The 21,697-nt window shown below is 43.6% G+C and carries 25 protein-coding genes, 1 tRNA gene and 2 pseudogenes; 16 read left to right on the top strand and 12 right to left on the bottom strand.

The features are described from left to right. Positions 1-3 precede the first annotated feature (3 nt). Complete coding sequence (locus HAP68_RS16260; RefSeq protein ID WP_003151495.1) at positions 4-261, top strand: HPr family phosphocarrier protein; 258 nt, start codon at positions 4-6, stop codon at positions 259-261. Positions 262-285: 24 nt separating this feature from the next. After that, positions 286-1,032: an arylamine N-acetyltransferase family protein gene (locus HAP68_RS16255; protein ID WP_014305898.1), complete on the top strand. Its 747-nt coding sequence runs from the start codon at positions 286-288 to the stop codon at positions 1,030-1,032. Positions 1,033-1,091: 59 nt separating this feature from the next. Here HAP68_RS16255 and HAP68_RS16250 read toward each other — a convergent pair whose 3' ends face one another. Both HAP68_RS16250 and HAP68_RS16245 read right to left on the bottom strand, forming a co-directional pair. Continuing rightward, positions 1,092-1,481, bottom strand: a complete 390-nt coding sequence (locus tag HAP68_RS16250; RefSeq protein WP_223203805.1) for a ribonuclease — start codon at positions 1,479-1,481, stop codon at positions 1,092-1,094. A gap of 204 nt (positions 1,482-1,685) precedes the next feature. Beyond that, on the bottom strand, positions 1,686-2,651 hold the full coding sequence (locus HAP68_RS16245) for a 2-hydroxyacid dehydrogenase (RefSeq protein WP_024085840.1): 966 nt from the start codon (positions 2,649-2,651) through the stop codon (positions 1,686-1,688). A 400-nt stretch (positions 2,652-3,051) separates the two neighbouring features. Here HAP68_RS16245 and HAP68_RS16240 point away from each other — a divergent pair, with 400 nt between their 5' ends. Continuing rightward, on the top strand, positions 3,052-3,633 hold the full coding sequence (locus tag HAP68_RS16240; protein WP_003151503.1) for a beta-class carbonic anhydrase: 582 nt from the start codon (positions 3,052-3,054) through the stop codon (positions 3,631-3,633). Positions 3,634-3,635: 2 nt separating this feature from the next. Beyond that, positions 3,636-5,225: a SulP family inorganic anion transporter gene (locus HAP68_RS16235; protein ID WP_015387657.1), complete on the top strand. Its 1,590-nt coding sequence runs from the start codon at positions 3,636-3,638 to the stop codon at positions 5,223-5,225. Between the two features lie 44 nt (positions 5,226-5,269). Here the strand turns inward: HAP68_RS16235 and HAP68_RS16230 are convergent, their stop codons facing one another. Further along, complete coding sequence (locus HAP68_RS16230) at positions 5,270-5,590, bottom strand: MazG nucleotide pyrophosphohydrolase domain-containing protein (protein ID WP_003151506.1); 321 nt, start codon at positions 5,588-5,590, stop codon at positions 5,270-5,272. A gap of 115 nt (positions 5,591-5,705) precedes the next feature. Between HAP68_RS16230 and HAP68_RS16225 the strand changes: the two genes are divergently transcribed. After that, positions 5,706-6,281, top strand: a complete 576-nt coding sequence (locus HAP68_RS16225; protein WP_003151507.1) for an LOG family protein — start codon at positions 5,706-5,708, stop codon at positions 6,279-6,281. A 208-nt stretch (positions 6,282-6,489) separates the two neighbouring features. On the opposite strand, the gene HAP68_RS16220 is transcribed toward HAP68_RS16225, so the two are convergent. Continuing rightward, positions 6,490-7,866 carry an MFS transporter gene (locus HAP68_RS16220; protein WP_003151508.1) on the bottom strand — a complete coding sequence of 459 codons (1,377 nt, stop codon included), beginning with the start codon at positions 7,864-7,866 and terminating at the stop codon, positions 6,490-6,492. Between the two features lie 42 nt (positions 7,867-7,908). Then, the gene (locus tag HAP68_RS16215) at positions 7,909-9,039 is read right to left on the bottom strand and encodes a 2-methylaconitate cis-trans isomerase PrpF family protein (RefSeq protein ID WP_014305893.1); all 1,131 of its coding nucleotides are present in this window, start codon (positions 9,037-9,039) and stop codon (positions 7,909-7,911) included. 173 nt (positions 9,040-9,212) lie between these two features. On the opposite strand from HAP68_RS16215, the gene HAP68_RS16210 reads away from it, so the two are divergent. Continuing rightward, positions 9,213-10,073, top strand: a complete 861-nt coding sequence (locus HAP68_RS16210; RefSeq protein ID WP_024085839.1) for a LysR family transcriptional regulator — start codon at positions 9,213-9,215, stop codon at positions 10,071-10,073. A gap of 43 nt (positions 10,074-10,116) precedes the next feature. Here the strand turns inward: HAP68_RS16210 and clpP are convergent, their stop codons facing one another. Next, positions 10,117-10,713, bottom strand: coding sequence for an ATP-dependent Clp endopeptidase proteolytic subunit ClpP (gene clpP / locus HAP68_RS16205; RefSeq protein WP_003151513.1), 597 nt, complete (start codon positions 10,711-10,713; stop codon positions 10,117-10,119). 247 nt (positions 10,714-10,960) lie between these two features. Then, on the bottom strand, positions 10,961-11,935 hold the full coding sequence (locus tag HAP68_RS16200; RefSeq protein WP_024085838.1) for a LacI family DNA-binding transcriptional regulator: 975 nt from the start codon (positions 11,933-11,935) through the stop codon (positions 10,961-10,963). 389 nt (positions 11,936-12,324) lie between these two features. On the opposite strand from HAP68_RS16200, the gene HAP68_RS16195 reads away from it, so the two are divergent. From HAP68_RS16195 to HAP68_RS16185, 3 genes are all read left to right on the top strand, one after another. Continuing rightward, entirely contained in the window at positions 12,325-13,557 is a 1,233-nt protein-coding gene (locus HAP68_RS16195; RefSeq protein WP_024085837.1) for an MFS transporter, read from the top strand. 14 nt (positions 13,558-13,571) lie between these two features. Then, the gene (locus HAP68_RS16190) at positions 13,572-15,035 is read left to right on the top strand and encodes a glycoside hydrolase family 32 protein (RefSeq protein ID WP_024085836.1); all 1,464 of its coding nucleotides are present in this window, start codon (positions 13,572-13,574) and stop codon (positions 15,033-15,035) included. A gap of 215 nt (positions 15,036-15,250) precedes the next feature. Continuing rightward, positions 15,251-15,326, top strand: a tRNA-Arg gene (locus HAP68_RS16185). A 57-nt stretch (positions 15,327-15,383) separates the two neighbouring features. Here HAP68_RS16185 and HAP68_RS16180 read toward each other — a convergent pair. Both HAP68_RS16180 and HAP68_RS16175 read right to left on the bottom strand, forming a co-directional pair. Beyond that, the gene (locus HAP68_RS16180; protein WP_003151521.1) at positions 15,384-15,695 is read right to left on the bottom strand and encodes a hypothetical protein; all 312 of its coding nucleotides are present in this window, start codon (positions 15,693-15,695) and stop codon (positions 15,384-15,386) included. A gap of 16 nt (positions 15,696-15,711) precedes the next feature. Beyond that, positions 15,712-17,139 carry a lipase gene (locus HAP68_RS16175; RefSeq protein ID WP_024085835.1) on the bottom strand — a complete coding sequence of 476 codons (1,428 nt, stop codon included), beginning with the start codon at positions 17,137-17,139 and terminating at the stop codon, positions 15,712-15,714. A 51-nt stretch (positions 17,140-17,190) separates the two neighbouring features. Between HAP68_RS16175 and HAP68_RS16170 the strand changes: the two genes are divergently transcribed. Beyond that, a complete protein-coding gene (locus tag HAP68_RS16170) occupies positions 17,191-17,505 on the top strand; it encodes a DUF1433 domain-containing protein (RefSeq protein ID WP_014305887.1) in 315 nt (104 codons plus the stop codon). A 187-nt stretch (positions 17,506-17,692) separates the two neighbouring features. Here the strand turns inward: HAP68_RS16170 and HAP68_RS16165 are convergent. Next, positions 17,693-17,803 (bottom strand): annotated as a pseudogene (locus HAP68_RS16165) (sporulation transcription factor Spo0A); the annotation flags it as partial. Between the two features lie 66 nt (positions 17,804-17,869). Between HAP68_RS16165 and HAP68_RS16160 the strand changes: the two are divergent. Beyond that, a complete protein-coding gene (locus tag HAP68_RS16160) occupies positions 17,870-18,214 on the top strand; it encodes a DUF1433 domain-containing protein (RefSeq protein WP_015387665.1) in 345 nt (114 codons plus the stop codon). A gap of 95 nt (positions 18,215-18,309) precedes the next feature. On the opposite strand, the gene HAP68_RS19575 is transcribed toward HAP68_RS16160, so the two are convergent. Then, complete coding sequence (locus tag HAP68_RS19575) at positions 18,310-18,435, bottom strand: hypothetical protein (RefSeq protein WP_015387666.1); 126 nt, start codon at positions 18,433-18,435, stop codon at positions 18,310-18,312. Positions 18,436-18,682: 247 nt separating this feature from the next. On the opposite strand from HAP68_RS19575, the gene HAP68_RS16150 reads away from it, so the two are divergent. The 4 genes and pseudogenes from HAP68_RS16150 (at position 18,683) to HAP68_RS16135 (ending at position 20,309) form a co-directional block, all read left to right on the top strand. Then, positions 18,683-18,925 (top strand): DUF1433 domain-containing protein, encoded by a 243-nt coding sequence (locus HAP68_RS16150; RefSeq protein WP_223203804.1) that lies wholly within the window; start codon positions 18,683-18,685, stop codon positions 18,923-18,925. Positions 18,926-19,114: 189 nt separating this feature from the next. Further along, positions 19,115-19,395, top strand: a pseudogene (locus HAP68_RS16145) (DUF1433 domain-containing protein). A gap of 245 nt (positions 19,396-19,640) precedes the next feature. Further along, entirely contained in the window at positions 19,641-19,799 is a 159-nt protein-coding gene (locus HAP68_RS16140; RefSeq protein ID WP_003151533.1) for a DUF3237 family protein, read from the top strand. 21 nt (positions 19,800-19,820) lie between these two features. Then, positions 19,821-20,309 (top strand): phenolic acid decarboxylase, encoded by a 489-nt coding sequence (locus HAP68_RS16135; RefSeq protein ID WP_014305882.1) that lies wholly within the window; start codon positions 19,821-19,823, stop codon positions 20,307-20,309. Between the two features lie 41 nt (positions 20,310-20,350). Here the strand turns inward: HAP68_RS16135 and paiA are convergent, their stop codons facing one another. After that, complete coding sequence (gene paiA / locus HAP68_RS16130; protein WP_015387668.1) at positions 20,351-20,869, bottom strand: spermidine/spermine N(1)-acetyltransferase; 519 nt, start codon at positions 20,867-20,869, stop codon at positions 20,351-20,353. A gap of 132 nt (positions 20,870-21,001) precedes the next feature. On the opposite strand from paiA, the gene HAP68_RS16125 reads away from it, so the two are divergent. Continuing rightward, positions 21,002-21,631, top strand: coding sequence for a YczE/YyaS/YitT family protein (locus HAP68_RS16125; protein ID WP_014305880.1), 630 nt, complete (start codon positions 21,002-21,004; stop codon positions 21,629-21,631). Positions 21,632-21,697 lie beyond the last annotated feature (66 nt).

Raw genomic sequence — 21,697 nt, 5'->3', positions numbered from 1 at the left:
CTTATGGTTCAGGGGAAAGTGGAAGTGCGTTTAAAGACGGGATTGCAGGCGCGCCCCGCTGCATTGTTTGTACAGGAGGCAAATCGTTTTGCATCAGATGTGTTTCTTGAGAAAAACGGCAAGAAAGTGAATGCCAAAAGCATTATGGGATTAATGAGTCTGGCGGTCAGTACGGGGACGGAAGTCACTCTGATCGCTGAAGGCGACGATGAAAAGGAAGCGCTGGAAAAGTTGTCCGCTTATGTGCAGGAAGAAGTGTAAACACTTTGTAAGGGGGACGGAACGATGAATGAGTTTCTGAAAGATTGTTATCAAACGATAGGCTGGGAAAAGGATTCCCTCGATTTCAGCAACCTGCCGGAGTTTTTAAAGGCGCTCGCGTATCGGTTTCCGTTTGAAAACCGCGCCGTTTTGTCCAAAAAAGAATATGACGTCACGAAAGAAGGACTGTGGCGGCACATGGTGAAGGAACCTCACGGCGGTCTTTGTTATGACTTGAACGGACTGCTTTATTTCATCCTGAAAGATGCCGGATTTGATGTCAAATTGATCCGCGGAACGGTCTGGAAAAACGGCTGGGCGCTGCCCGGCACACATGCGGCCGTACTTCTTTCCGCCGGGGGAAATGAGTACATCGCTGATGCAGGCTTCGGCCTCAATCTCGCCATGCAGCCTGTGCCGATGTCGGGAGACGAGACGGTATCAGCGGCCGGAGCGTTCCGCGTGAGGATAGAAGAGACGGAATTCGGGACATACGTGCTTGAAATGAACAAAGGGGACGGCTGGCAGACAGGCTACGCATTTTCGCTTGAAGAAATCGATGAAAAGGACCTCAAGTCTATGAAACAAACAATCTTTGAACATGAACGTTCTCCTTTCAACAAACGCCTGCTGGCTTCTAAGCGGACACCGGAAGGGCACATGGTTCTGTCTGAACGCAATATAACAATAAAAAAACACGATGGCACGGCGGAAAACAGCAGAATAGACCGCTCAGAGTTTGAAGAAAAATTTACTGCTCATTTTATATGAAGCTTGCAGATTCTCTGCAAAAAAACGGCCTCCGCAGGGAAGCCGTTTTTTGTATGTGTTTATCTCATTTTTGTAAAGGTTTGATAGTGGTCTGTCGTCTTATAAATCAGCCAGTCGCTTGAGTAAAGAATCCGGTCTGAATTTCTGAAGCCTGATGTATAGTTAATATCCGCTTCACGCCACGTCCGTCCGCTTTTTACAGGGAGTTTGCCTTCCCTGTTTGAGAAGATGTCCCCGCCGATGCTTTTCCCCGGGGCGACGTCCGCCAGATTCCCCTTTGATGCCACCCAGCCGAGGGCCTGTGCTTCTGATTTTGTAATGTAGTTATCAGGAAGCTTGTGATAGGTCTGAAGATAATCCGCAACCCCGTCAAACGTGTTGATAACCTGTGCTTCAGTGTGCGCCTTGTGAGAAGATGTATCCGTCTTGGCAGCCGTTGAAAACAGCATCCCCGCCGCGGAGAACAGCACCAGCAAACAAACGGAAATCCACGATAATCGTTTTTTCAAAGCAATACCTCCCATTTTTATCATGTGAAGCTGATTCCTTTTCATTGTATCAGCATCAAGAGAAAGGAATAGAAAGAATTTTAAAATAGTACTTTTGATCTAGTGAAAAATAAACCCCGGCTGAAACGGCCGGGATTTTTCATCTCATTGAAATTCCTTCGTGAGGTTTTTCGGTGTTTTTCCGTATACGGCGTCAATCATGTTCTGTGCGGCTTGCTTGAACATATTCAAGCGGATTTTTGCGGTTGCTGACCCGATATGCGGAAGCAATGTGACGTTTTCCAGCTGCAGGAGCGGATTATCTTCGGCGATCGGCTCTTTTTCAAACACATCTAAACCGGCGCCTTTTATCCAGCCCTCTTGCAATGCGCGGATGAGCGCTTTCTCATCAACTGTCTTTCCCCGGGAAATATTGACGAAACATGCCGTATCTTTCATCAATTTAAATTCCCTCTCTCCCATCATATGATATGTTTCGTCAGTAAGCGGGGTAATTAAAAGCACAAAGTCTGATGTTTTCAGCAGTGTATCTAAGTCGGTATATGTAACCCCGAGTTCCTTCTCGGCATCCGGTTTTCTGCTGCGGTTATAATACAGCACGTCCATATCGAAGCCGAATTTTGCCCGTTTGGCAGCTTGTTCACCGATTCTGCCCATGCCGATAATTCCTAATGTCTGATGGTGGACATCCATACCGAAAAGAGATTCCTCCTCAACGGTTCCCCATTTGCCGGCGCGGACGAATCGATCCAATTCGGCAACCCGTCTGGCGGAAGACAGAATTAATGAAAAAGCCAGATCAGCGACAGTGTCATCTAAGGTGTACGGTGTATGCGTGCCGACAACCCCGCGCCTTTTCATTTCTTTAATATTAAAATTATCATAGCCGACTGAATTATTGCTGACGACCTTCAGCTTCGGCGCGTGATCCAGCAAATCACTGTCAATCGCCGTTCCGGATGTCAGCAGCCCTTCAGCATCTTTCATTTTTTCGTACAGTTTCTCTTTTGGAATGGTATCTTCTTTCCAGATGTCATAGCGGCAATGCTCGTCTATCATTTGTTCGACTTCGGGCGGTATCGGTTTCGCGATGAATACATAGGGTTTCAACGGGCTTCTCCTCCTTTGTCTTTCTTCTCTATTTTATTATATAAGAGAAGCGGTAACGTGAGAAATAATCAAACGCATTACGATAAATTTCTGGTTCTTTTGAACTTAAAATGAAAGAAAAAGGAATGTACATGCTTGATTTCTCCAAACAATAACAGAATCCGCCTATATTTCTGAAGGCAAAATGAGCGGAACCGCTGTTTTCAAAAGCTTTATAGGTTGGTGTAAAGATAAATTTTATTATTTTTGAAAGATATAAATGAATATAATCTGAATTTACAGTCAAATTATCGTGTCTTTTTTTGAAAGCGCTTTTGAGGCCTTTTTCTGTGCTATAATTCCTTACTGTAAGCTGGGTAAGAAGGCTTGCAATATAATCGGATGGGAGATGAATAGAAAAATGGTTTCTTTATCAAGCATTTTGGAGCACAACCAGCAGTTTGTCCAAGAAAGGAAATATGAACCTTACCAAACGACAAAATTCCCGAAAAAAAAGCTTGTCATCGTATCCTGTATGGATACAAGGCTGACGGAGCTTCTGCCGCAGGCGATGGGACTCAGAAACGGCGATGCCAAAATCATAAAAAACGCGGGAGCCATTGTTTCTCACCCATTTGGAAGTGTCATGCGGAGCATTTTGGTTGCCGTTTATGAACTGCAGGCAGAGGAAGTCTGCATCATAGGTCACCGCGAGTGCGGAATGTCGGGATTAAATGCGGCTTCCATATTAAATAAAGCAAAAGAGCGCGGGGTGGAGGACAAATGTCTCAGCCTTCTGCAGCATGCGGGAGTCGATTTGGAAACATGGCTGACCGGTTTTCACAGCGTCGAAGAAAGCGTGGCCCACAGCGTGAATATGGTCAGGCATCATCCGCTCTTGCCTGAAGAGGTGCCGGTGCACGGGCTGGTGATCGATCCGGGAACGGGGACGCTGGATGTAGTCGTTGACGGTTATGAAACAGTCAAAGGAGGATGCAGCTGACGATGCAATTTACCGGCAGATATCAGGGATACAATTTGCAGAAATTTCAGAAAGACCTAATCGCGGGAATTGTGGTCGGAATTGTAGCGATTCCACTGGGGATGGCCTTTGCCATCGCCTCGGGGGTCGGTCCGGAATACGGGCTTTACACCGTTATTGTGGCCGGAATTCTGATTTCGCTGTTGGGCGGCTCTAAATATCAGATCGGCGGGCCTACAGGGGCGTTTGTTCCCATTTTATTTGCCATTGTGATGCAGTATGGTTTTGAGAATTTACTTGTAGCCGGTTTTATGGCAGGCGTCATGCTCGTCCTGTTTGGCGTATTTAAGCTCGGAAAGATTATGAAATTCGTGCCGAAGCCGGTGATCGTCGGATTTACGGCCGGGATCGCGGTGCTGATTTTCTCGGAGCAGATTGCCCATTTTCTCGGTCTGCGCGATATCCAAAAGCATGAAAGCTTTATCCTCAACATTGCGGAAATAGGCAAGAAGATCGGAACCTTTAATTTGTACAGCATCCTCATCGCGGGAATTGCTTTGGCCATTTTGCTGTTATCAGCCAGGCTGATGCCGAAGATCCCGGGCGCGCTTGTGGCGCTGCTTGTCTCTACAGCCGCGGCGGTCGTGTTTTTTCCTGACAAAATGGCGACAATCGGTTCTGCTTACGGAGAAATTCCGCGGCAGCTTCCGGCTTTCCAGCTTCCGGATTTCTCAATTGATAACATGGTGATGATGTTTCCGTCGGCTCTGATCATTGCGCTTCTCGGCGGACTTGAATCCATATTATCGGCGATGGTCGCGGACAATATGAAAGGATCACGGCATGACAGCAATAGGGAGCTTGTCGGGCAGGGCATCGCCAATATGGCAGCGCCGCTTTTCGGCGGCATACCGGCAACGGGAGCGATTGCGCGGACCGCAACAAATATTAAAAACGGCGCAGTTTCTCCGATTTCCGGTGTTGTCCACGGAGTCACCGTCCTCCTCGTCCTGCTCGTCTTCGCCCCGCTTGCCGTTCACGTACCGCTGGCAAGCATGGCGCCGGTATTGATGGTTGTGGCTTGGAACATGAGTGAGCGGAGGGAAGTCGCCAATATGATGCGGCTGAAAAACACTGATTCATTCGTACTGGCGGCAACCTTTTTGCTGACGGTTCTGTTTGATTTAATTATCGGCGTTTCTGCCGGTCTTGTGCTCGCTTTTATTTTCTTTATCAGAAAAATGAGCGAATCAACAAGCATTAAAACACCGCATGCCGCGGTCAAATCGGTTAAAAATGATTCGTCCGTCAGCACATATTCCATTGAAGGACCGCTGTTTTTCGGTTCAATTGATTCACTGGAATCATCGCTGCTGGAGAGGCTTCAGGAAAAGCCGAAGACGCTTATTCTGCTGATGAATAATGTGCATTACATGGATACCTCCGCAGAAGCGGTGCTGGGGAATGTGATGAACCGGATCAAACGGCATAACGGGAGATTGATGATCGTCGGATTGCAATCACAGCCGAGAGAGCTGATCCGGAAGACGGGGCTGTTTCATAAAATCGGGAAACAGCATTTCTTTGAGCATCAGGACGAGATAACGGGATAAATTCAGATACGGCCTGTCCATGAAAAAGCGGACGGGCCGTGTTTTTATTCGGTTTCAAAGCGCTTGATCAGTTTTTCCTGATGGGCTTTCATCGCATCTTCTAACGTGATGCCGTACTTATCGGCAAGGATAGCCAGATTTCCGAGGACGTCACCCATTTCTTCAATCAGCTCCTGCCTGCGTTCAGCCTGGGTCGCGTCCTTTTCATCCGGCCGGTCTCTGCCGATTTCATATGCTCTTACCGCCCGGGCGAGCTCACCCGCTTCTTCCATTAAAAAGCCGATTCTGATAAATGGCCCGTACGCCGTCCATCCTCGTTTTTCGTAAAAATCTTTCGTCCATTGTTCTGCTTCAGCCATCTGCATGTGAAACACTCCTTATGTCCTGTATGATTCTTATTGATATTATCATAGAGAGATGGGACAATATATAGTGTATTTTGATTTATTGATGTACATATATAGATGCGGAGATGAAAAAATGAAAACCATTTGTGTATTTGCGGGGTCAAACCCGGGGGTAAATGAAGAGTACAAACGCAAAGCGGCCGAACTGGGTGAATATATGGCGGAGCAGGGAATCGGCCTTGTTTACGGCGGTTCACGGGTCGGTCTGATGGGAACCGTCGCTGATGCGTTAATGGCAGGCGGCGGAAAAGCTGTCGGCGTCATGCCGAGCGGGCTTTTCAGCGGAGAGATTGTTCATCAGAATCTGACGGAGCTGATTGAAGTCAGCGGCATGCATGAGCGGAAAGCGAAAATGAGTGAACTTGCCGACGGGTACATTGCCATGCCCGGCGGTTTCGGAACATATGAAGAGTTATTTGAAGTGCTGTGCTGGGCGCAAATCGGCATTCATCAAAAACCGATCGGGCTGTACAATGTGAACGGGTATTTTGAGCCGATGATGAAGATGGTCAAGTACAGCATCCAGGAAGGATTTTCGAATGAGTCTCATTTAAAGCTGATACATAGTTCCTCCCGGCCGAATGAGCTGATTGAGCAGATGAATCGGTATACATACCCGATTTTAGATAAGAAATGGCGTGAATTGTAAGGCAGCGGTCTGAAATATGTTTCGGCGGCTGCATCTAATTCATTCTGACGGAAAGTTCTTTTCTCCTTCTCATGCGTACCACGCCTTTCTTCGTAATAAGAGATATGTCTGAGAATAAGAGGCGAATGAGACTGCTGTTGGGGTTGAAAGAAGAACATCCATTTCCTCAGAGGAGATGGATGTTTTACGGTTTCCAGACTGTATGCGTTTACAACTTTTGTTGCACGAATGTTTCTTCCGATATGAAATCATCCTGCTGCATCTTTTGTTTTTTTGAACCGATTCCAAATATACCGACTGTCAGTGCACAAAGAAACCAGCAGCCTGTAAAGAATAAGAAAACACTTAAAAATCCGTAGCCTGAATACAGGAAACTGACGACAAAGGGACCGGCTACATTTGCAAGGCGTCCTACGCCGTAAGTGAGGCCATTTCCAGATGCCCTGGCTTCAACCGGATATAATTCCGGCGTATAAGCATATGCGATCGAACTGAAAGTACGCTCAAACATATGCATGAGAAATCCGCATACGATAATGACCATCGGCAAAGGATTGATGCCGTAAAAGAATCCAAGCGCCATAATAATTAACGATAAAACAGAAATGGCCCACTTTCGATCCACACGGTCAGAGATTTGCGCCGCAATGAGAGCGCCCAGCGGGGCACCGATCGTTCCCAGAGTGACGTATACGATAGACTCATCCATTGATACGCCTTCTTTCACCAGAAGGGTGGGAACCCACGTGCCAAAGCCTTGAATTGCAATGGTGGAAGCTGCCCACATCGTCATTAAAACAAAAGTTCTTCCTGCCAAAGGCTTTTGAAACAGCTTCCGATATGGAACGGATTTTACAGCGGTTTGTCTGCTTTGCAGAGCCGGAGCTGGTTCAGGCAGTTCACCCTTTTCATTTTCTGCTTTTGCCTCCAGTTCAAGCAGAATGCGGTGTGCTTGTTCGCTTTTTCCTTTCGTGTCCAGCCATTTCGGTGATTCTTCCAGTTTTCTGGCGATCAGCGGAAAAAAAATACCGACCGCGCCGAATAGAAAGACAAACCGCCAGCCGTAAGAGGCGGACGGCACGACCAATTTAGCCACCCAGCCGGCCGCAGGAATTCCGCATATGCCGATTGTAATACAGATTGCCTGGTATTTGCCTTTAGTTGCGGATGGGAAAAATTCGCTGATATACGTACTCGCCACAATCGTTGTGGCGCCGATACCTAAACTCGTAAAAAATCTAAAAACACCGAGTATTTCTGGGTTCCAAGCCAGAGAAGAGAGGAGGGAGAAGGAAGAGAAAAAGGTGACAACCAGAATTAAACCTTTTTTCCTTCCGAAACGGTCTGAAAACCATCCTCCGGCAGAGGCGCCGATAAACATTCCGAAATAGGAGACAGATGTAATAAAAGCGATAGTATGAGTGGATATGTTCCATTCCTTTAAAAGTGAAGGCGCCGCATATGAAAACGTATTTAAATCGATAAAATCAAAAAAGTAAGCGAATGAAAGGATAACGAGCACTGCTTGATGGGCCCTTGAAAAAGGCAGTCTGTTTAATCGATTAGACGCATTTACATTGATCATCTCGTATTCCTCCGTTTATCTTTGACTTGTCTGAAGACGGTATTAACCAATGTGATTGAGCGTATTCATGCTGTAACTTTGTTTAGTAAACACATAGCCTTCAGAGATTTTTCTTGCTGTGCGTACTACTTTAATCGTTGTTCCGTCCGGATCAACATCTGCCTCGGTTTTTAAAATACCGCTTGGATGCCCCAATCGGATCGTTCTCCCGGAGAATGAAAATTCAGATAATATTGTATCTTGCAATAGCATGCCGGCAGTCGTACATACCGCCCCTGTAATGGCTAAAGCTTGATGCGGTTTTTGCATGGACATCATACGAATGACAAGATCCATCTCTTCTGCGTGTCTCTTTATCCCTTTTGTATCGATATAATCCGCTGGAGATGAGATTAATGTCAGTTTTGGTACGGCCGGTGATTTTGCAGCAGCCTCATGTCTCGGAGCGAATCTGCATTTCTCGGCTGCAATCGATCGGATCATTTCGAGCTTTTCCAATATATCCGGGGTATATTCATCCGGAAGTTCTAAGCCGGTAAGCCCCGTGTCCTCTGCTTTTACAAAGACAAGCGGATTGGCGTAATCAATAATCGATACCGAGATATTTCCATACGGGGTATCGAGAACATCAATAGGCTGACCGGTGGGAAACAGCTTACCGGTCACCGCTCCTTCAGCCTGGTGAAATGAAAGATAAATAGGAGAAGCTGTACCTGGAACCCCCGGAATAGAGCAGTCCCCCTGGTAATGAAATGTTCCATTTCTGACTTCGACTTCTGCTGCGATCACTTTTTGAGTGTTTGTATTTAAAATTCTGACTTTTGTAACCGGCTCTTCAGCTTGAACGAGCCCTTTCTCAATAGCATAAGGGCCTACGGCAGAAGAGATATTTCCGCAATTGCCTTTGAAGTCGGTAAATTTGTCAGTCAGACTGACCTGAGCAAACGTATACTCAACATCTGCATCCTTTCTGGCGGATTTCTTAATAATGGCTGCCTTGCTTGTGAGAGAATGGCCGCCGCCGAGACCGTCAATTTGTCTCTCGTCAGGGCTCCCCATAATGTCTAAAAGAAAATCGCTCCATAGGTTTGTATCGTCTGGCATGTCTTTTTGAAGAATAAAAACGCCTTTGCTGGTGCCGCCTCTCATAACGGTTACAGGAACTTTTTCCATGCTGTCTCATCCTTACATCATTTTGTGTGGATAAAAAGGTACCGGTCCCTTTGGAAGATATCGTATGATAAATAAGGATTATAAGTAAAACATATAATTTTTATAAAGTTAAATAAAAAACTTTTATAATAGGAGAAAATTTTATAGCAGAAAAATATTTTGGGGGATTTCATATGGATGAAAAGGATTGGATTGTGCTCATTACATTATTCGAAGAAAAAAATATGACGAAGGCGGCAGAGCGATTATATATGACACAGCCGGCGTTAAGTTATCGGCTCAAAAACCTGGAAGCACAATTCGGAGTGCGCCTTTTTTATAAAAGAAAAAAAGGGATGGAGTTCACTTCAGAAGGTGAACATCTGGTTGATTATTCGAAAGAGATGCTGCAGGAGTTCAGAAGAGTGAAGGATGATATGCTCAATATGAGCCATGAAGTCAGCGGGGTTCTCAGATTAGGAGTCTCAAGCAATTTTGCTCAGTATAAGCTCCCGGCGATTCTAAAACGGTTTTCTGATCAGTATCCGTCTGTTCAATTCCACGTCAATACGGGATGGAGTGCGAAGGTGATGGATCTGCTTCATCATTCGGCGGTACACCTTGGGATTATGAGGGGAAATTATGATTGGCAAGGAGAAAAACAACTGCTGAATGAAGAGAGGCTGTACCTTATTTCAAAAACTGAAATCAACAGTGAGGACCTTCCCAAATTGCCGATGATTTATTATCAAACTGATGCTTCTTTGAAAAGTTTGATTCAAAAATGGTGGAATAACCAATTTACTGAACCGCCTTTCATTGCAATGGAGGTAGACAGGCAGGAAACCTGTAAAGAGATGGTGAAAAACGGCCTCGGTTATTCTGTTGTGCCGGAAATCTGTCTTCAGCCTTCTGATGAATTATACACATTGGCGCTATCCTATAAAAATAATGAGCCTGTGATACGCGATACTTGGCTCATGTATGATTCTTCAGCGTTAGAATTATCTGTCGTCAAAGCATTCATTACTTTTTTGAATGGGAATAAAGCATAAAAAAACCTGCAAGAGACATCATCTCTTGCAGGTTTTTTGGGCATTACTTCTGGTCTTCCGTATTGCGTGTCAGCACTTTATCGATTAAGCCGTATTCTAAAGCTTCATCAGCTGATTTGAAGTTGTCGCGGTCTGTATCGCGCTCAATGACTTCAAGCGGCTGGCCGGTACGTTCAGCAAGCACTTTGTTTAATTTGTCGCGAAGCAAGAGAATGCGTTTTGCGGCGATTTCAATTTCTGTCGCCTGTCCTTGCGCTCCGCCAAGCGGCTGGTGAATCATAACTTCACTGTTAGGAAGCGCGTAACGTTTGCCTTTTTCTCCGGCTGCAAGTAAAAATGCTCCCATAGAAGCGGCCATACCGATGCAGATCGTGGATACTTTCGGTTTAATGAACTGCATTGTATCATAGATTGCCATACCGGCAGTGATTGATCCGCCAGGGCTGTTAATGTAAATGGAAATATCTTTTTCAGGGTCTTCCGCTTCAAGGAATAAAAGCTGTGACACGATGGAGTTCGCAACGTTGTCATCAATCGCAGATCCAAGCATGATAATACGGTCCTTCAAAAGACGGGAGTAAATGTCATAAGCTCTTTCTCCGCGGTTCGTTTGTTCAATGACTGTAGGTATTAAATTCATAATGCTCCTCCTTCACCTTTTAGGTAAGTATGTATTTACATGATACATTTTTGGTCAATAAAGGTCAAACAAAACGCTGACCAAAATGCCAACCTTTTCTTCTAACACCATTTTTCCCATAAAACAAAAAGTTCAAACAGCAAAGTGAAAATGAGGATGATCAGCGCCGGAGCCTTGAGAAAATGATATGGCCGGAGCGCTCAAAATAGACCGCAGTCGCGTCGGTACATACGGCTGAACGGTCTGACTACGTTGTCCGTCCTTCCAAAAGCCGTACCGGCAAATACGTTTCCAGCGGCAAATCATCAAATTCGCCTTCAATTTCTTTTGCTAAAATCTCGATGGCTGTTTTGGAAATCAATTCGATCGGCTGCTGGATGGTTGTCAAGTCCGGCAGAACCGATTGAACGGTTTCAGTGCCGTCATAACCGATCACTTTTAATTGATTCGGGATGTCTTTCCCCCGTTTTTTGGCCTCGGTCATCACGGCAGCCGCCATGATATCATCGCTGGCAAAAATTCCGTCGGTGTCAGGCTGTTCATCGAATAATGTTGAAATAATATCATGGTAATGCTGATAAAAGGGTACTTCATATGTAATAGGCTTCCGTCCGTGTTCATGCATGACGTCTTCGTATGCTTTTCTTCTGAGGTTTGCCGGTGTTTCGAGTTCAATCGGGCCGTTGAGATGGACGATGTGCCGGCACCCTTTTTCAATCAGCAGTTCAGCCGCCTTTTTTCCGCCGTCATAGTTGTCTGAGCCGACGACGGGAATCGTGTCCGATAAGTAATGATCAATGGCGACAATCGGCAGATTCTGCTTGTGATAATTGAGAATTCCCCGGTTATAAGTCACGGCGATCACGCCGTCCACTTGGTTTCTTATCAGCATCTCCAAATATTTTTCTTCCTTATCCTTTCGATGTAAACTGTTGCAAAGCAGCAGTTTGTAGCCCATGGACGTACAAATGCTTTCAATATGAAAGGCGAGTTCGCCGAAAAACGGGTTGCTGGAGTTTGGGATGATAAGTCCTATTAAATTGGTTCGTTTTCGGAATAAAGAGCGGGCCAGATCGTTTGGAAAGTAATTGATTTCTTCCATCGCCTTGTACACTTTTTCTTTTGTTTTTTCGCTGATATAGCCGCGGTTATTTAATACCCGCGAAACGGTTGTAGATGAAACTCCCGCTATTTTCGCAACATCATGAATGTTAGGCTTCATTCCCGTGCCCTCCTGCTTACTGAAATGGCTTACAATTTCCGTCACGCACTTATTTTAGAGAATCAGGCTGACATGTGCAAGGACATTCCATGTTTCTGTTTTCATATAAAGAGGGTGCGTTTTGTTTGATTGGAATAATCAGAAAATCATATGTCAACCGATTGACATATGAAACCGGTTGACATACAATTCTTTTTGAAAGCGCTTTATTTACGGAGTGAAGGGAAGTGACGGGTATGGAGAGATGGCTGGCGGCAATAAAGTGAAAGAATCAAGCAGCGGCGGAAAGTAAGCGCTTACTCGGAGCTCGCATGTATGTGATGAATATGAAGAAGGAAGTATGCGGCTCAAAATGACTATTAAAAGGTCCTATTAAAGGAGCGGTGCAAATGAAAAGCTCAAAAAGTCTGTATTGGAAACTGAGTGCTTATTTCTTCTTTTTCTTTTTTACTTGGTCTTCCAGCTATTCTTTATTTGCGATTTGGTTAGGGCAGGAAATCAATTTAAACGGATCAGCGACAGGCATTATCTTTTCTGTAAACGCCGTATTTGCCCTGTGCATGCAGCCTCTTTACGGTTTTATCTCTGACAAATTGGGGCTGAAGAAAAAGATTTTGTTTATGATCAGCTGTCTTCTCATATTCACGGGTCCGTTTTATATCTACGTCTATGGGCCGCTTTTACAATACAACGTCTTTCTTGGCGCCGTTGTCGGAGGCTTATATTTGGGAGCCGCTTTTTTGGCGGGAATAGGCGCGATTGAAACGTACATTGAAAAGGTCAGCCGTAAGTATGATTTCGAGTATGGAAAATCAAGAATGTGGGGCTCGCTGGGCTGGGCGGCGGCTGCATTTTTTGCAGGGCAGCTTTTCAATATCAATCCCAATATCAACTTCTGGATCGCGTCTGTTTCAGCCGTCATATTAACGGCCATTATCATGTCCGTGAAAATAGAAATGACCGATCATGAGAAAAACAGAGCGGAATCGGTCCGGTTAAAAGATGTGGGGCGGCTCTTTTTATTAAAAGATTTCTGGTTTTTTATGATGTACATTATCGGGGTGACTTGCATTTACGGCGTTTATGATCAGCAGTTCCCGATCTACTATGCGTCTTTGTTTCCTTCAGTGTCGATGGGTAACCAAGTATTCGGCTATCTGAATTCATTCCAGGTGTTTTTGGAGGCCGGCATGATGTTTCTTGCGCCTTTTATCGTCAATAAGTTCGGAGCGAAAAACAGTTTGATTTTAGCGGGGTTTTTAATGGCTTTCCGCATCGTCGGGTCCGGAATTGCAGTTGAGCCTGTAGGCATTTCATCAATGAAACTCATCCACGCACTGGAATTGCCGATTATGCTGATCGCCGTTTTTAAATATTTGGCCGCCAATTTTGATACGCGTCTGTCGTCCGTCCTTTATCTCGTCGGTTTTCAATTCGCATCTCAGGCAGGCGCGTCGATTCTGTCGCCGCTTGCGGGAGGATTATATGACAGTGCGGGGTTCCGTCAAACCTATCTCATCATGGGATTCGTCGTCTTTGGTTTTACCGTCATCTCCATATTTACTTTATTGGGCCCGAAACAAAACAGCAGGCGTGTCCAGCGTCTGCAAAAAATCGGATAGAGAGGATGTTACAAATGGACAGAATTCAGCAGGCGGAAGAAGCTTTGAAGGAAGCCGAGGGTAAAGTGAAACAAAGATATCGATTGGGGTATCATATTATGCCGCGGGCGAATTGGATCAATGATCCGAACGGGCTTATTCAGTTTAAAGGAGAATACCACGTCTTTTTTCAGCATCATCCGTATGATGAGCATTGGGGGCCGATGCATTGGGGACATGTAAAAAGTAAAGATCTCATTCATTGGGAGCACCTGCCGGTTGCCTTAGCTCCGGGGGACGAATTCGATCAAAGCGGCTGTTTTTCGGGAAGCGCGGTCGATGATCATGGAAGATTAGCCCTTATCTATACAGGACATAATATAATTGATCAAGAGAAAGACCTATTCTATCAGACTCAAAATATCGCTGTCAGCCAAGATGGAACCGTGTTTGAAAAGCTTCAGGAAAACCCTGTTATTACGGAACCGCCGGAAGACAGCGCCCGTCATTTCCGCGATCCGAAAGTATGGAAGCATCGCGATGTTTGGTATATGGTCATCGGCAACTCTTCAAAAGAAAACGTCGGACGGGTCGTTTTATACCGTTCACCTGATTTGCGTGATTGGGAATACGCGGGGGTTCTCGCCCAAAGTGACGGTAATCTCGGTTATATGTGGGAATGTCCTGATTTCTTTGAATTAGGCGGCAAACATGTCCTGCTGATTTCGCCCCAGGGTATCGAGGCGGACGGCGATTCATATAACAATTTACATCAAACCGGCTATTTAATCGGTGACTATAATAATGAAACAAACAAATTTACACACGGCGCTTTTAAAGAACTGGATCACGGCCATGACTTTTACGCCGTGCAAACATTATTAGATGATAAAGGACGCAGAATTGCCATCGGCTGGATGGATATGTGGGAATCTGAGATGCCGACAAAAGCGGACGGATGGTGCGGTGCACTGACTTTGCCGCGGGAACTGACTTTGCGTGATGATCATAAACTTTTGATGAATCCCGTGGAAGAAACCAAGCAGCTGCGGAAAATGGAATATCGGGAATGTGCCGGACGATCGGTTTCAGGGAGTTACTTGGCAAAGACGCCCGAAGACCTGCTTGAAGTCCGAGCCGTGTTTGATGTAAACGATTCTGATGCCGAAACGGCAGGTTTTAAGATTCGCGGCCTTGACGAAGAAGAACTTGTGCTGACATACAATCTAACGGATAAAAAGCTGACACTTGATTGCACCAAGATGGGGAAAGACGGTGTGAGAAGGGTGCGGCTGGATGCAAACGGCAAGCTGGCGCTGCGTATCTTTATTGACAGATCCTCGATTGAAGTATTCGCCAATCATGGAGAAACAACGATGACAAGCCGTATCTATCCGAATGAAGGCAGATTGGGGATTGAGCTGTTTTCTGAGAAAGGCGCCGTAAAGGTTGAGGAATTCACCTATTGGACGTTAAAGGACATTTGGAAAAAAAGCTGAAACGGGTGATTATCGCTTTTTCTGAAGCGGCTGGAAATGTACCGAGCCGAGGGCAGTCCGCCTGAAATACATTTTTTGTGAAAATCAATGCCGTTAAACGATGCAGGATTATGCAGCGTCCTCGTGCAGCATAATCCTGTTGTGTATAATCAAAAAAGAGTTGCTTTCTGTGCGTTTCTTTATTATAATATAAAGGTATCTGATTGAAAAAACGTGCGCTCGTAGCTCAGTTGGATAGAGCGGTGGTTTCCGGTACCACGTCTGTCGGGGGTTCGAATCCCTCCGAGCGCGTCTCAGTTAAGACGATAGGAAAAACCTCGCAGATGATAAATCTGCGAGGTTTTTATTTTATCTTGTTTTGAAACTGTTAATGAATGTGTCTCTGTTATGTTCGGTGCCGGCAATCAGCCGCGCACTTTCACTGATCCGCTGCGCAAGAGCTTTTTGCGCCTTGCCTTCAAAGCTGTTCAATAGTGCTGAATACACTTCATATAATTCATCTTTCAATGTGTCCATTTCGAATGTCGGTTTCAGCGTTTGGCGCACTGTTTCCAGTTTTGTCCCCGCTGCCTGCGTCATGGCGGTTTTCAGCATCTGCCGCTGCAGCCTTTTCTTCATCGGGTCGTCCTTGTGTTCTAAAAGTTCGTCTAATGTCGGCATTATGTATCCACCTCTATCATCTTAACCAGTTTGCGAGCATCTGGTCTTTTTCCTGAAATTCGTCCGCTATTTTATGTAAGAATCCGCCGATCTCTTCAAGGTCCGTGATCGCCGCCTGCAAAGAATCAATAAACGCCTGCTCAGCCTGTGTGTCGTAAAAAATCGGTCCTTTATCGTAGGATTGCGCAATATCTTCAATTGTATTGGTCACGTCCTGTGCTTGAAGCTGATCAAACAAGCCGTGTCCGACTTGGCCGTAAAATTCCGTTTTCAGCTCGGCGATTTTTTCATCGTGCTCCTGATAGGCGTTCTGCGCTTCTTTTTTCATCGTCCGCAAATCCTCAGTCATGGCCTGCACCTTTTCAGCCAGCTTCTTTGCGTTTTTCGGCGTTACTTTTATCGCGTCTCCGCTTCCGATCGCACCGGCCGGCAGAAGAGCGCCGAGATTTTTATCGAAGACTAACTCATCTCCGTTCGGATTTGTGATGTTTCCGTTTCGGTCAAATATGAAATTCGCTTCATTTAAGCCGTGTGTATCCGGATTTCTCAGAATGACGGTAGTAAAGAAATAAGCGAGATTTTTGCCGATCTGCTCGTTCAAGTTCCCATCAAGCCGCTGCTTCCGGCTGAACTGTGAGAGTGAGGGGTTTTTCGTATAAATCGTTGTCCCGTTGTGGCGGTCATATTCGTTCCAATAACCCGCCCCGACCATGTCGTCCGGATTGATAATTGACCGGATGTAAGGATCGTATATGCCGCTGTTGATGTCTTTCTGTGTTTCCTCATCGTGCAGTTTCACGACGGAAGGGCTGTTAAACGCGACGGCGTACACATCATTATTCACCGCGCTGTATTCGGCCTCAGCGCCGCCGAGTGAATGGCCGGTTGTTGAAATAATCGTTGATGTTCCGGCATACTTTTTCTTTACGCTGCGTACCAGCTGATCGGCTTGATCGATTTGCGATGTTTTCGTTATCAGCTTATACTTTCCGGTTGTGAGCATGGCGTCTTGAGAGGGCGTTCCATTATATTTTCCGAGTGTTTTCGAGGTATCCTCCGCGTCTTTTTTTACAATATAATACACTTCTTTTTGCGGATCATTACCGAAAACAATATTGCCGCCGTCCGCTTTTACGCCGTCATTGATCGGGTCTTTTCCGATATCGGTTCCCGCAAAAGCGACGACCACGTTTTCGGGGTTTTTTGATTTTATCCATTTTCCGTTTTTGGACTTGATGCCTTTTGAGAATACAAAGGCATCAAGACCCGTATCAGAATCCTGCTTCACTTTCTCAACGTACCAATATGAAGTCTTACTTATTTTATAAGGAGTTTTATATTTCATATGCAGGGCTAACATTTTATAATTGTAAGCTGCTTGACTCAAACGGTAATATTCTTTATCTGTGACATCAGAGACGGTTATTTCTTTTCCTTTTGGCATATATACATCACCTTTCTTATATTGTAAAATAGTTCCGAAAGGATGATACGCATGAGAAAATACATTATTATCCTAATTGTTATAATTATAGCAGTGGGAGGTTTTTTCGTGAAGCATCAATATGATAAACATAAAAACGAAGAAAAACTTGTGATTGAGGCGCAAGATCATATGAGGAATTACTTAAAAAAAGACTATAAAAATGTACAGGAAGTTCACTTTTCAAAAGACTACAATATCGATCCGACAGGCGGAGTTGAAGTTTCAGGCTACATAAATAATAATAAAGAAAAAGAATTTTCCGGTATATATGATCCAACGAACAAGGAGATAGGTATTTCAGTGGTCAATGCCGAAGAAAGGTAAAATACCCACCTCAGGATGAGTGGGTATTTATTTTGTTTAATTATCTTACAAAATTCGTGATATGTTTCTCATACAGTTCAAACCTATTCCTGAGATCAATCGCCTCTACCGTCTCATTTGTCGAGGTATCCCCGATATTAACGGTAAACGCGTACAAATATCATGACAACTCAACGACAGGAAAACGTCAGATCAGCATTTTACTCGCTTTAAGTTCCAATCTTAACTTGTCAGCAACAATCGCGATGAATTCTGAATTGGTTAGCTTTGCTTTTGACATGCTGAAAGTATATTCATATCAAGTTTTCGCTCATTTCGTTTACTTAAGAACGACAGTTATTTATAGGAAGGGATTGATTTCCAAATGAAAAAGAAAAAGTACATAATTATCCTTATTTTAATAATTATAGCAGTTGGGGGACTTTTTATGAAGCATCAGTATGATCAGAAGGAAAAAGAGATTGCGTTATTCGAAGAAGCCCAGAATCATATGGAAAAGTTTTTAACAATGAATTATAAAAATGTGGATAATATCCATTTTTCCGAGGATTACCATATTAATCCAATGGGTGGTATTAGTATTAAGGGTTATACGAATGGAAAAAAAGAGTTTGAAGGTCTATATGATCCAGGCAATAAAGAAATATTATCATATACGGTTGATGCCGAACCCAAAGAAGAATGTAAAGATAAGCTTTGTACAAGATAAATTAGCCAGCTCAATCGAGCTGAGCTAATTTTGTTTTATTGCTCTTACTCTATCTCCTCGACATAAAACAAATCTTCCATAGGTACATTTAATCCTCAGTTAATAATGAATAGTGTTGTGATATCATATCTTGTATTTGTTTTAAATCTGCTTATCGCAGCCTCAGTAGAACCAACTAAATCAGCCAATTCCTTCTGAATTTGAATTCCTTTCTCCTTCATCACTTCATTTAACCTAGATCTAACTATAACTAACGCTTATAAAAAAGTATTCTCGATCACTGATACTTGATACGTTGATGTTTTTTAGACATGTACAACACCCCGAGGTTGATATAAATTTAATCTAAGAAAGGATGAGTTTGTGAAGAGATGCAAAATTGCCCTAATATTTGTGATAACTATAGCGTCAGGAAGTATCTACATGAAGTACCACCATGATTAAAAAGAAGCAGAACAAGAACTTTTTATCCAAGCGAAAAATAAAATGGAAAGTTATATAAAAGCTAATTACAAAAATATAAAGCGGATTACATACATTAACAATTATAAAATAAATCCTATGGGTGGTATTTCCTTGAAGGGGTACTTGAATGGTAATAAGGAAAAAGAATTTTTCGGACTTTATGACAAAACGAATGATGAAATAGGAGTTTCGTCAGTCGATGCAGAAGAGAAACCCGAATGTCAGGAAAAAGAATGTGAATACTAAAAAGACGCTGGAATAAAGAAGTACTCTGGATTGCCGCTTATATGATCCTCTGCGGACATTGAATAAATGCATCGGATGTCACCACCATTTTTCCATTCCGCGAGCTTCATTATAACTGATGGGACGGATGATTCTGTGAAAAAATATATTATTATCTTCATTATCTTAATAGCAGCTGGAGGTTTTATAATGAAGAGTATGAATGATAAAAATGTTCAGGCTGAAGAGATAAAGATTGCTCAAGAACGAATGGAGAAATTTATCAAAGCGAATTATGAAGGCATACATAACGTTACATTTAAAGATAAATATGAAACAGATCCAATGGGCGGGATAGAGGTATTTGGCTATTACAACGATGATACATCAAATAAATTTGACGGTATTTATGATAAAGCAAATGACAAGATTATGGGACACACTATAGATGCTGTGAGAAAGAATGCAGAGATAAAGATTGTGATTACTAAGAAGACGCTCGTCTGCGTTTTTATAGATAAGCTTAATGAAAAAGACAAGGGTTTCGGCATGTGCCGCCCTTGTCTTTTTTATTGAACACTGTAAAACATAACCGGAAACAGCTCATTATTTGACAGTCCATTTTAACAGCGTTACAATTAATCATGTAAATAGTTACATGTTTAAACAAACATATTGTCTCGGGAGGTGATACGTCCTTGAATGAACCTTCTTTAAAAAAGTCATTTATGAGTCAGTGAAACGCATCATTGATCCCGAGCACGTGTATTTCCGCACTGTGCCTGTGTTTGAAACAAGCAGTGAGGCATATCAGCATCTGCAGGACCGGCTGTTTATCGGGGCTGCGGTCAGATTGCCGGATGACATTCGGTTAGATATTTATGAAATTCAATAATAAGATGGAGAGTGAGTCAACATGGAAAACTTTATCGGAAGCCATATGATTTACACGTATGAAAACGGCTGGGAGTATGAAATCTATATTAAAAATGATCATACGATCGACTATCGGATTCATAGCGGAATGGTAGGCGGCCGCTGGGTGCGCGACCAGGAAGTGAATATCGTCAAGCTGACAGAAGGCGTATACAAAGTGTCATGGACTGAACCGACAGGCACAGACGTTTCCTTAAACTTTATGCCGAATGAAAAACGGATGCACGGAATTATTTTCTTCCCGAAATGGGTGCATGAGCATCCGGAAATCACGGTGTGCTACCAAAATGATTACATTGACGTGATGAAAGAGTCACGTGAGAAATATGAAACATACCCGAAATATGTCGTTCCCGAGTTTGCGGATATTACGTATCTTAACAATGCGGGAATCAATAACGAAACATTGATTTCAGAAGCGCCGTACGAAGGAATGACCGATGATATCCGTGCGGGAAAATTAAAATAAGAGAAAAAACCCGGCAGCTTGGCCGGGTTTTTTGTATCCTTTTACGAGAGGGTTTTGGTCATGATAAAGTCGACTTGTTTATCATCCCCCATATAAAAAGAGTGTTCTCCGGTTTGGACAAACCCCATTTTTTGATAAAAGGCGATTGCATTTTCGTTTTTTTCCCATACGCCCAGCCAGATGTTCTTTTTATTGTGTGCTGTTGCGATTTTCACAGCTTCATTCAGCAGATATTTGCCAAGCCCGTGTTTCTGATGGCTTTTTCTTATATAAATTCTCTCAATCTCAAGAGAATCTTCCCCCATTTTTTCTGACTGTGCTTCGTTCATGTTGACTTTTACATACCCCGCAAGGTCATGATGATAATAAACAAAATAGAATTGAGAAGACGGATTGGATAATTCCTTTTTCAGCTGTTCAGAGCGGAATGCATTTTCCAAATAAGCTTTCATATTTTCAGGTGAATTTTGATCTTTAAATGTATCATTGAATGTTTCAATGCTTATCTCCCGGAGCTCTGTTATATCGTTAAGGCTGCACTTTTTTAATTGAATACTCATGGTCATACAGCTCCTTTCTTCATTTATCATATCAGCTGAATTTTGTTGTATTTGCAATGAAAATACCGTATAGTAAACATACCGTAATTTTGTTGTATTTGCAACATAAAATAAGAAAATGAGGACGATAAAGTGAAATATGTTTTTTATGTTTTAGGAATCATGATCTTGACCTTTGGTATTTCTGTCACGATTCAATCAGATCTTGGAACATCGCCTTTTGATGCGCTTATTGTGGGATTGTCCGTCCATGCAGGGCTTACCGTGGGAAGCTGGGAAATCATCATCGCTTTCCTGTTAATTTGCTGTAATTCAATGTTAAAAAGGCAAAGACCGGAATTTTCAGGGATGATTACGGCGTTCATAACGGGAATCGGGATTGATATGTGGCTTTTTTTTCTGCATCGAGTCATAACGCCTGAACTATGGTACGGAAAGGCGGGCTGTTTTGCAATCGGTTTAGTTGTGATAGGGATAGGAACCGCAACCTATCTGCACACAAATTTCGCACCGATCCCGGTTGATCGGTTAACGCTAATTGTCCGTGATTTAACCGGGAGAAGCATCTTTTTTTCAAGAACGGTCATTTACTTCATATTTTTCATACTGGCCGTGATGCTAAAAGGTCCGGTAGGCATCGGAACGTTATTAACCGTTTGTTTAGGCGGGATCATCCTTCATTTCTTTATGCCGATTACCGGAAGATGGATAGACGGCATATTAACAGCATCTCCAAAGCAGGAAGAAACGAAAACCCGGTAACGGCGGTTTTTACCCGATTTTATCATTTTTCATTTCACCCGCATGTTTAAGGTATAATAAAAAAGG

The organism is Bacillus sp. Bvel1 (assembly GCF_014872755.1).
In the GTDB taxonomy this organism is placed as follows: domain Bacteria; phylum Bacillota; class Bacilli; order Bacillales; family Bacillaceae; genus Bacillus; species Bacillus velezensis.
The sequence above is the reverse complement of the archived record's forward strand: the minus strand, read 5'-3'. Positions and strand labels throughout refer to the sequence as shown.

What these genes read in the sequence shown, in the direction of transcription:
- clpP (WP_003151513.1), bottom strand. Translation starts at nt 10,713, where the DNA reads ATGAATTTAATACCTACAGTCATTGAACAAACGAACCGCGGAGAAAGA.
- HAP68_RS16160 (WP_015387665.1), top strand. Translation starts at nt 17,870, where the DNA reads ATGAAAAAGAAAAAGTACATAATTATCCTTATTTTAATAATTATAGCA.
- HAP68_RS16255 (WP_014305898.1), top strand. Translation starts at nt 286, where the DNA reads ATGAATGAGTTTCTGAAAGATTGTTATCAAACGATAGGCTGGGAAAAG.
- HAP68_RS16260 (WP_003151495.1), top strand. Translation starts at nt 4, where the DNA reads ATGGTTCAGGGGAAAGTGGAAGTGCGTTTAAAGACGGGATTGCAGGCG.
- HAP68_RS16190 (WP_024085836.1), top strand. Translation starts at nt 13,572, where the DNA reads ATGGACAGAATTCAGCAGGCGGAAGAAGCTTTGAAGGAAGCCGAGGGT.
- HAP68_RS16250 (WP_223203805.1), bottom strand. Translation starts at nt 1,481, where the DNA reads ATGCTGTTTTCAACGGCTGCCAAGACGGATACATCTTCTCACAAGGCG.
- HAP68_RS16170 (WP_014305887.1), top strand. Translation starts at nt 17,191, where the DNA reads ATGAGAAAATACATTATTATCCTAATTGTTATAATTATAGCAGTGGGA.
- HAP68_RS16215 (WP_014305893.1), bottom strand. Translation starts at nt 9,039, where the DNA reads ATGGAAAAAGTTCCTGTAACCGTTATGAGAGGCGGCACCAGCAAAGGC.
- HAP68_RS16240 (WP_003151503.1), top strand. Translation starts at nt 3,052, where the DNA reads ATGGTTTCTTTATCAAGCATTTTGGAGCACAACCAGCAGTTTGTCCAA.
- HAP68_RS16180 (WP_003151521.1), bottom strand. Translation starts at nt 15,695, where the DNA reads ATGCCGACATTAGACGAACTTTTAGAACACAAGGACGACCCGATGAAG.
- HAP68_RS16235 (WP_015387657.1), top strand. Translation starts at nt 3,636, where the DNA reads ATGCAATTTACCGGCAGATATCAGGGATACAATTTGCAGAAATTTCAG.
- HAP68_RS16175 (WP_024085835.1), bottom strand. Translation starts at nt 17,139, where the DNA reads ATGCCAAAAGGAAAAGAAATAACCGTCTCTGATGTCACAGATAAAGAA.
- paiA (WP_015387668.1), bottom strand. Translation starts at nt 20,869, where the DNA reads ATGAGTATTCAATTAAAAAAGTGCAGCCTTAACGATATAACAGAGCTC.
- HAP68_RS19575 (WP_015387666.1), bottom strand. Translation starts at nt 18,435, where the DNA reads ATGAAGGAGAAAGGAATTCAAATTCAGAAGGAATTGGCTGATTTAGTT.
- HAP68_RS16200 (WP_024085838.1), bottom strand. Translation starts at nt 11,935, where the DNA reads ATGAAGCCTAACATTCATGATGTTGCGAAAATAGCGGGAGTTTCATCT.
- HAP68_RS16195 (WP_024085837.1), top strand. Translation starts at nt 12,325, where the DNA reads ATGAAAAGCTCAAAAAGTCTGTATTGGAAACTGAGTGCTTATTTCTTC.
- HAP68_RS16230 (WP_003151506.1), bottom strand. Translation starts at nt 5,590, where the DNA reads ATGCAGATGGCTGAAGCAGAACAATGGACGAAAGATTTTTACGAAAAA.
- HAP68_RS16135 (WP_014305882.1), top strand. Translation starts at nt 19,821, where the DNA reads ATGGAAAACTTTATCGGAAGCCATATGATTTACACGTATGAAAACGGC.
- HAP68_RS16220 (WP_003151508.1), bottom strand. Translation starts at nt 7,866, where the DNA reads ATGATCAATGTAAATGCGTCTAATCGATTAAACAGACTGCCTTTTTCA.
- HAP68_RS16225 (WP_003151507.1), top strand. Translation starts at nt 5,706, where the DNA reads ATGAAAACCATTTGTGTATTTGCGGGGTCAAACCCGGGGGTAAATGAA.
- HAP68_RS16210 (WP_024085839.1), top strand. Translation starts at nt 9,213, where the DNA reads ATGGATGAAAAGGATTGGATTGTGCTCATTACATTATTCGAAGAAAAA.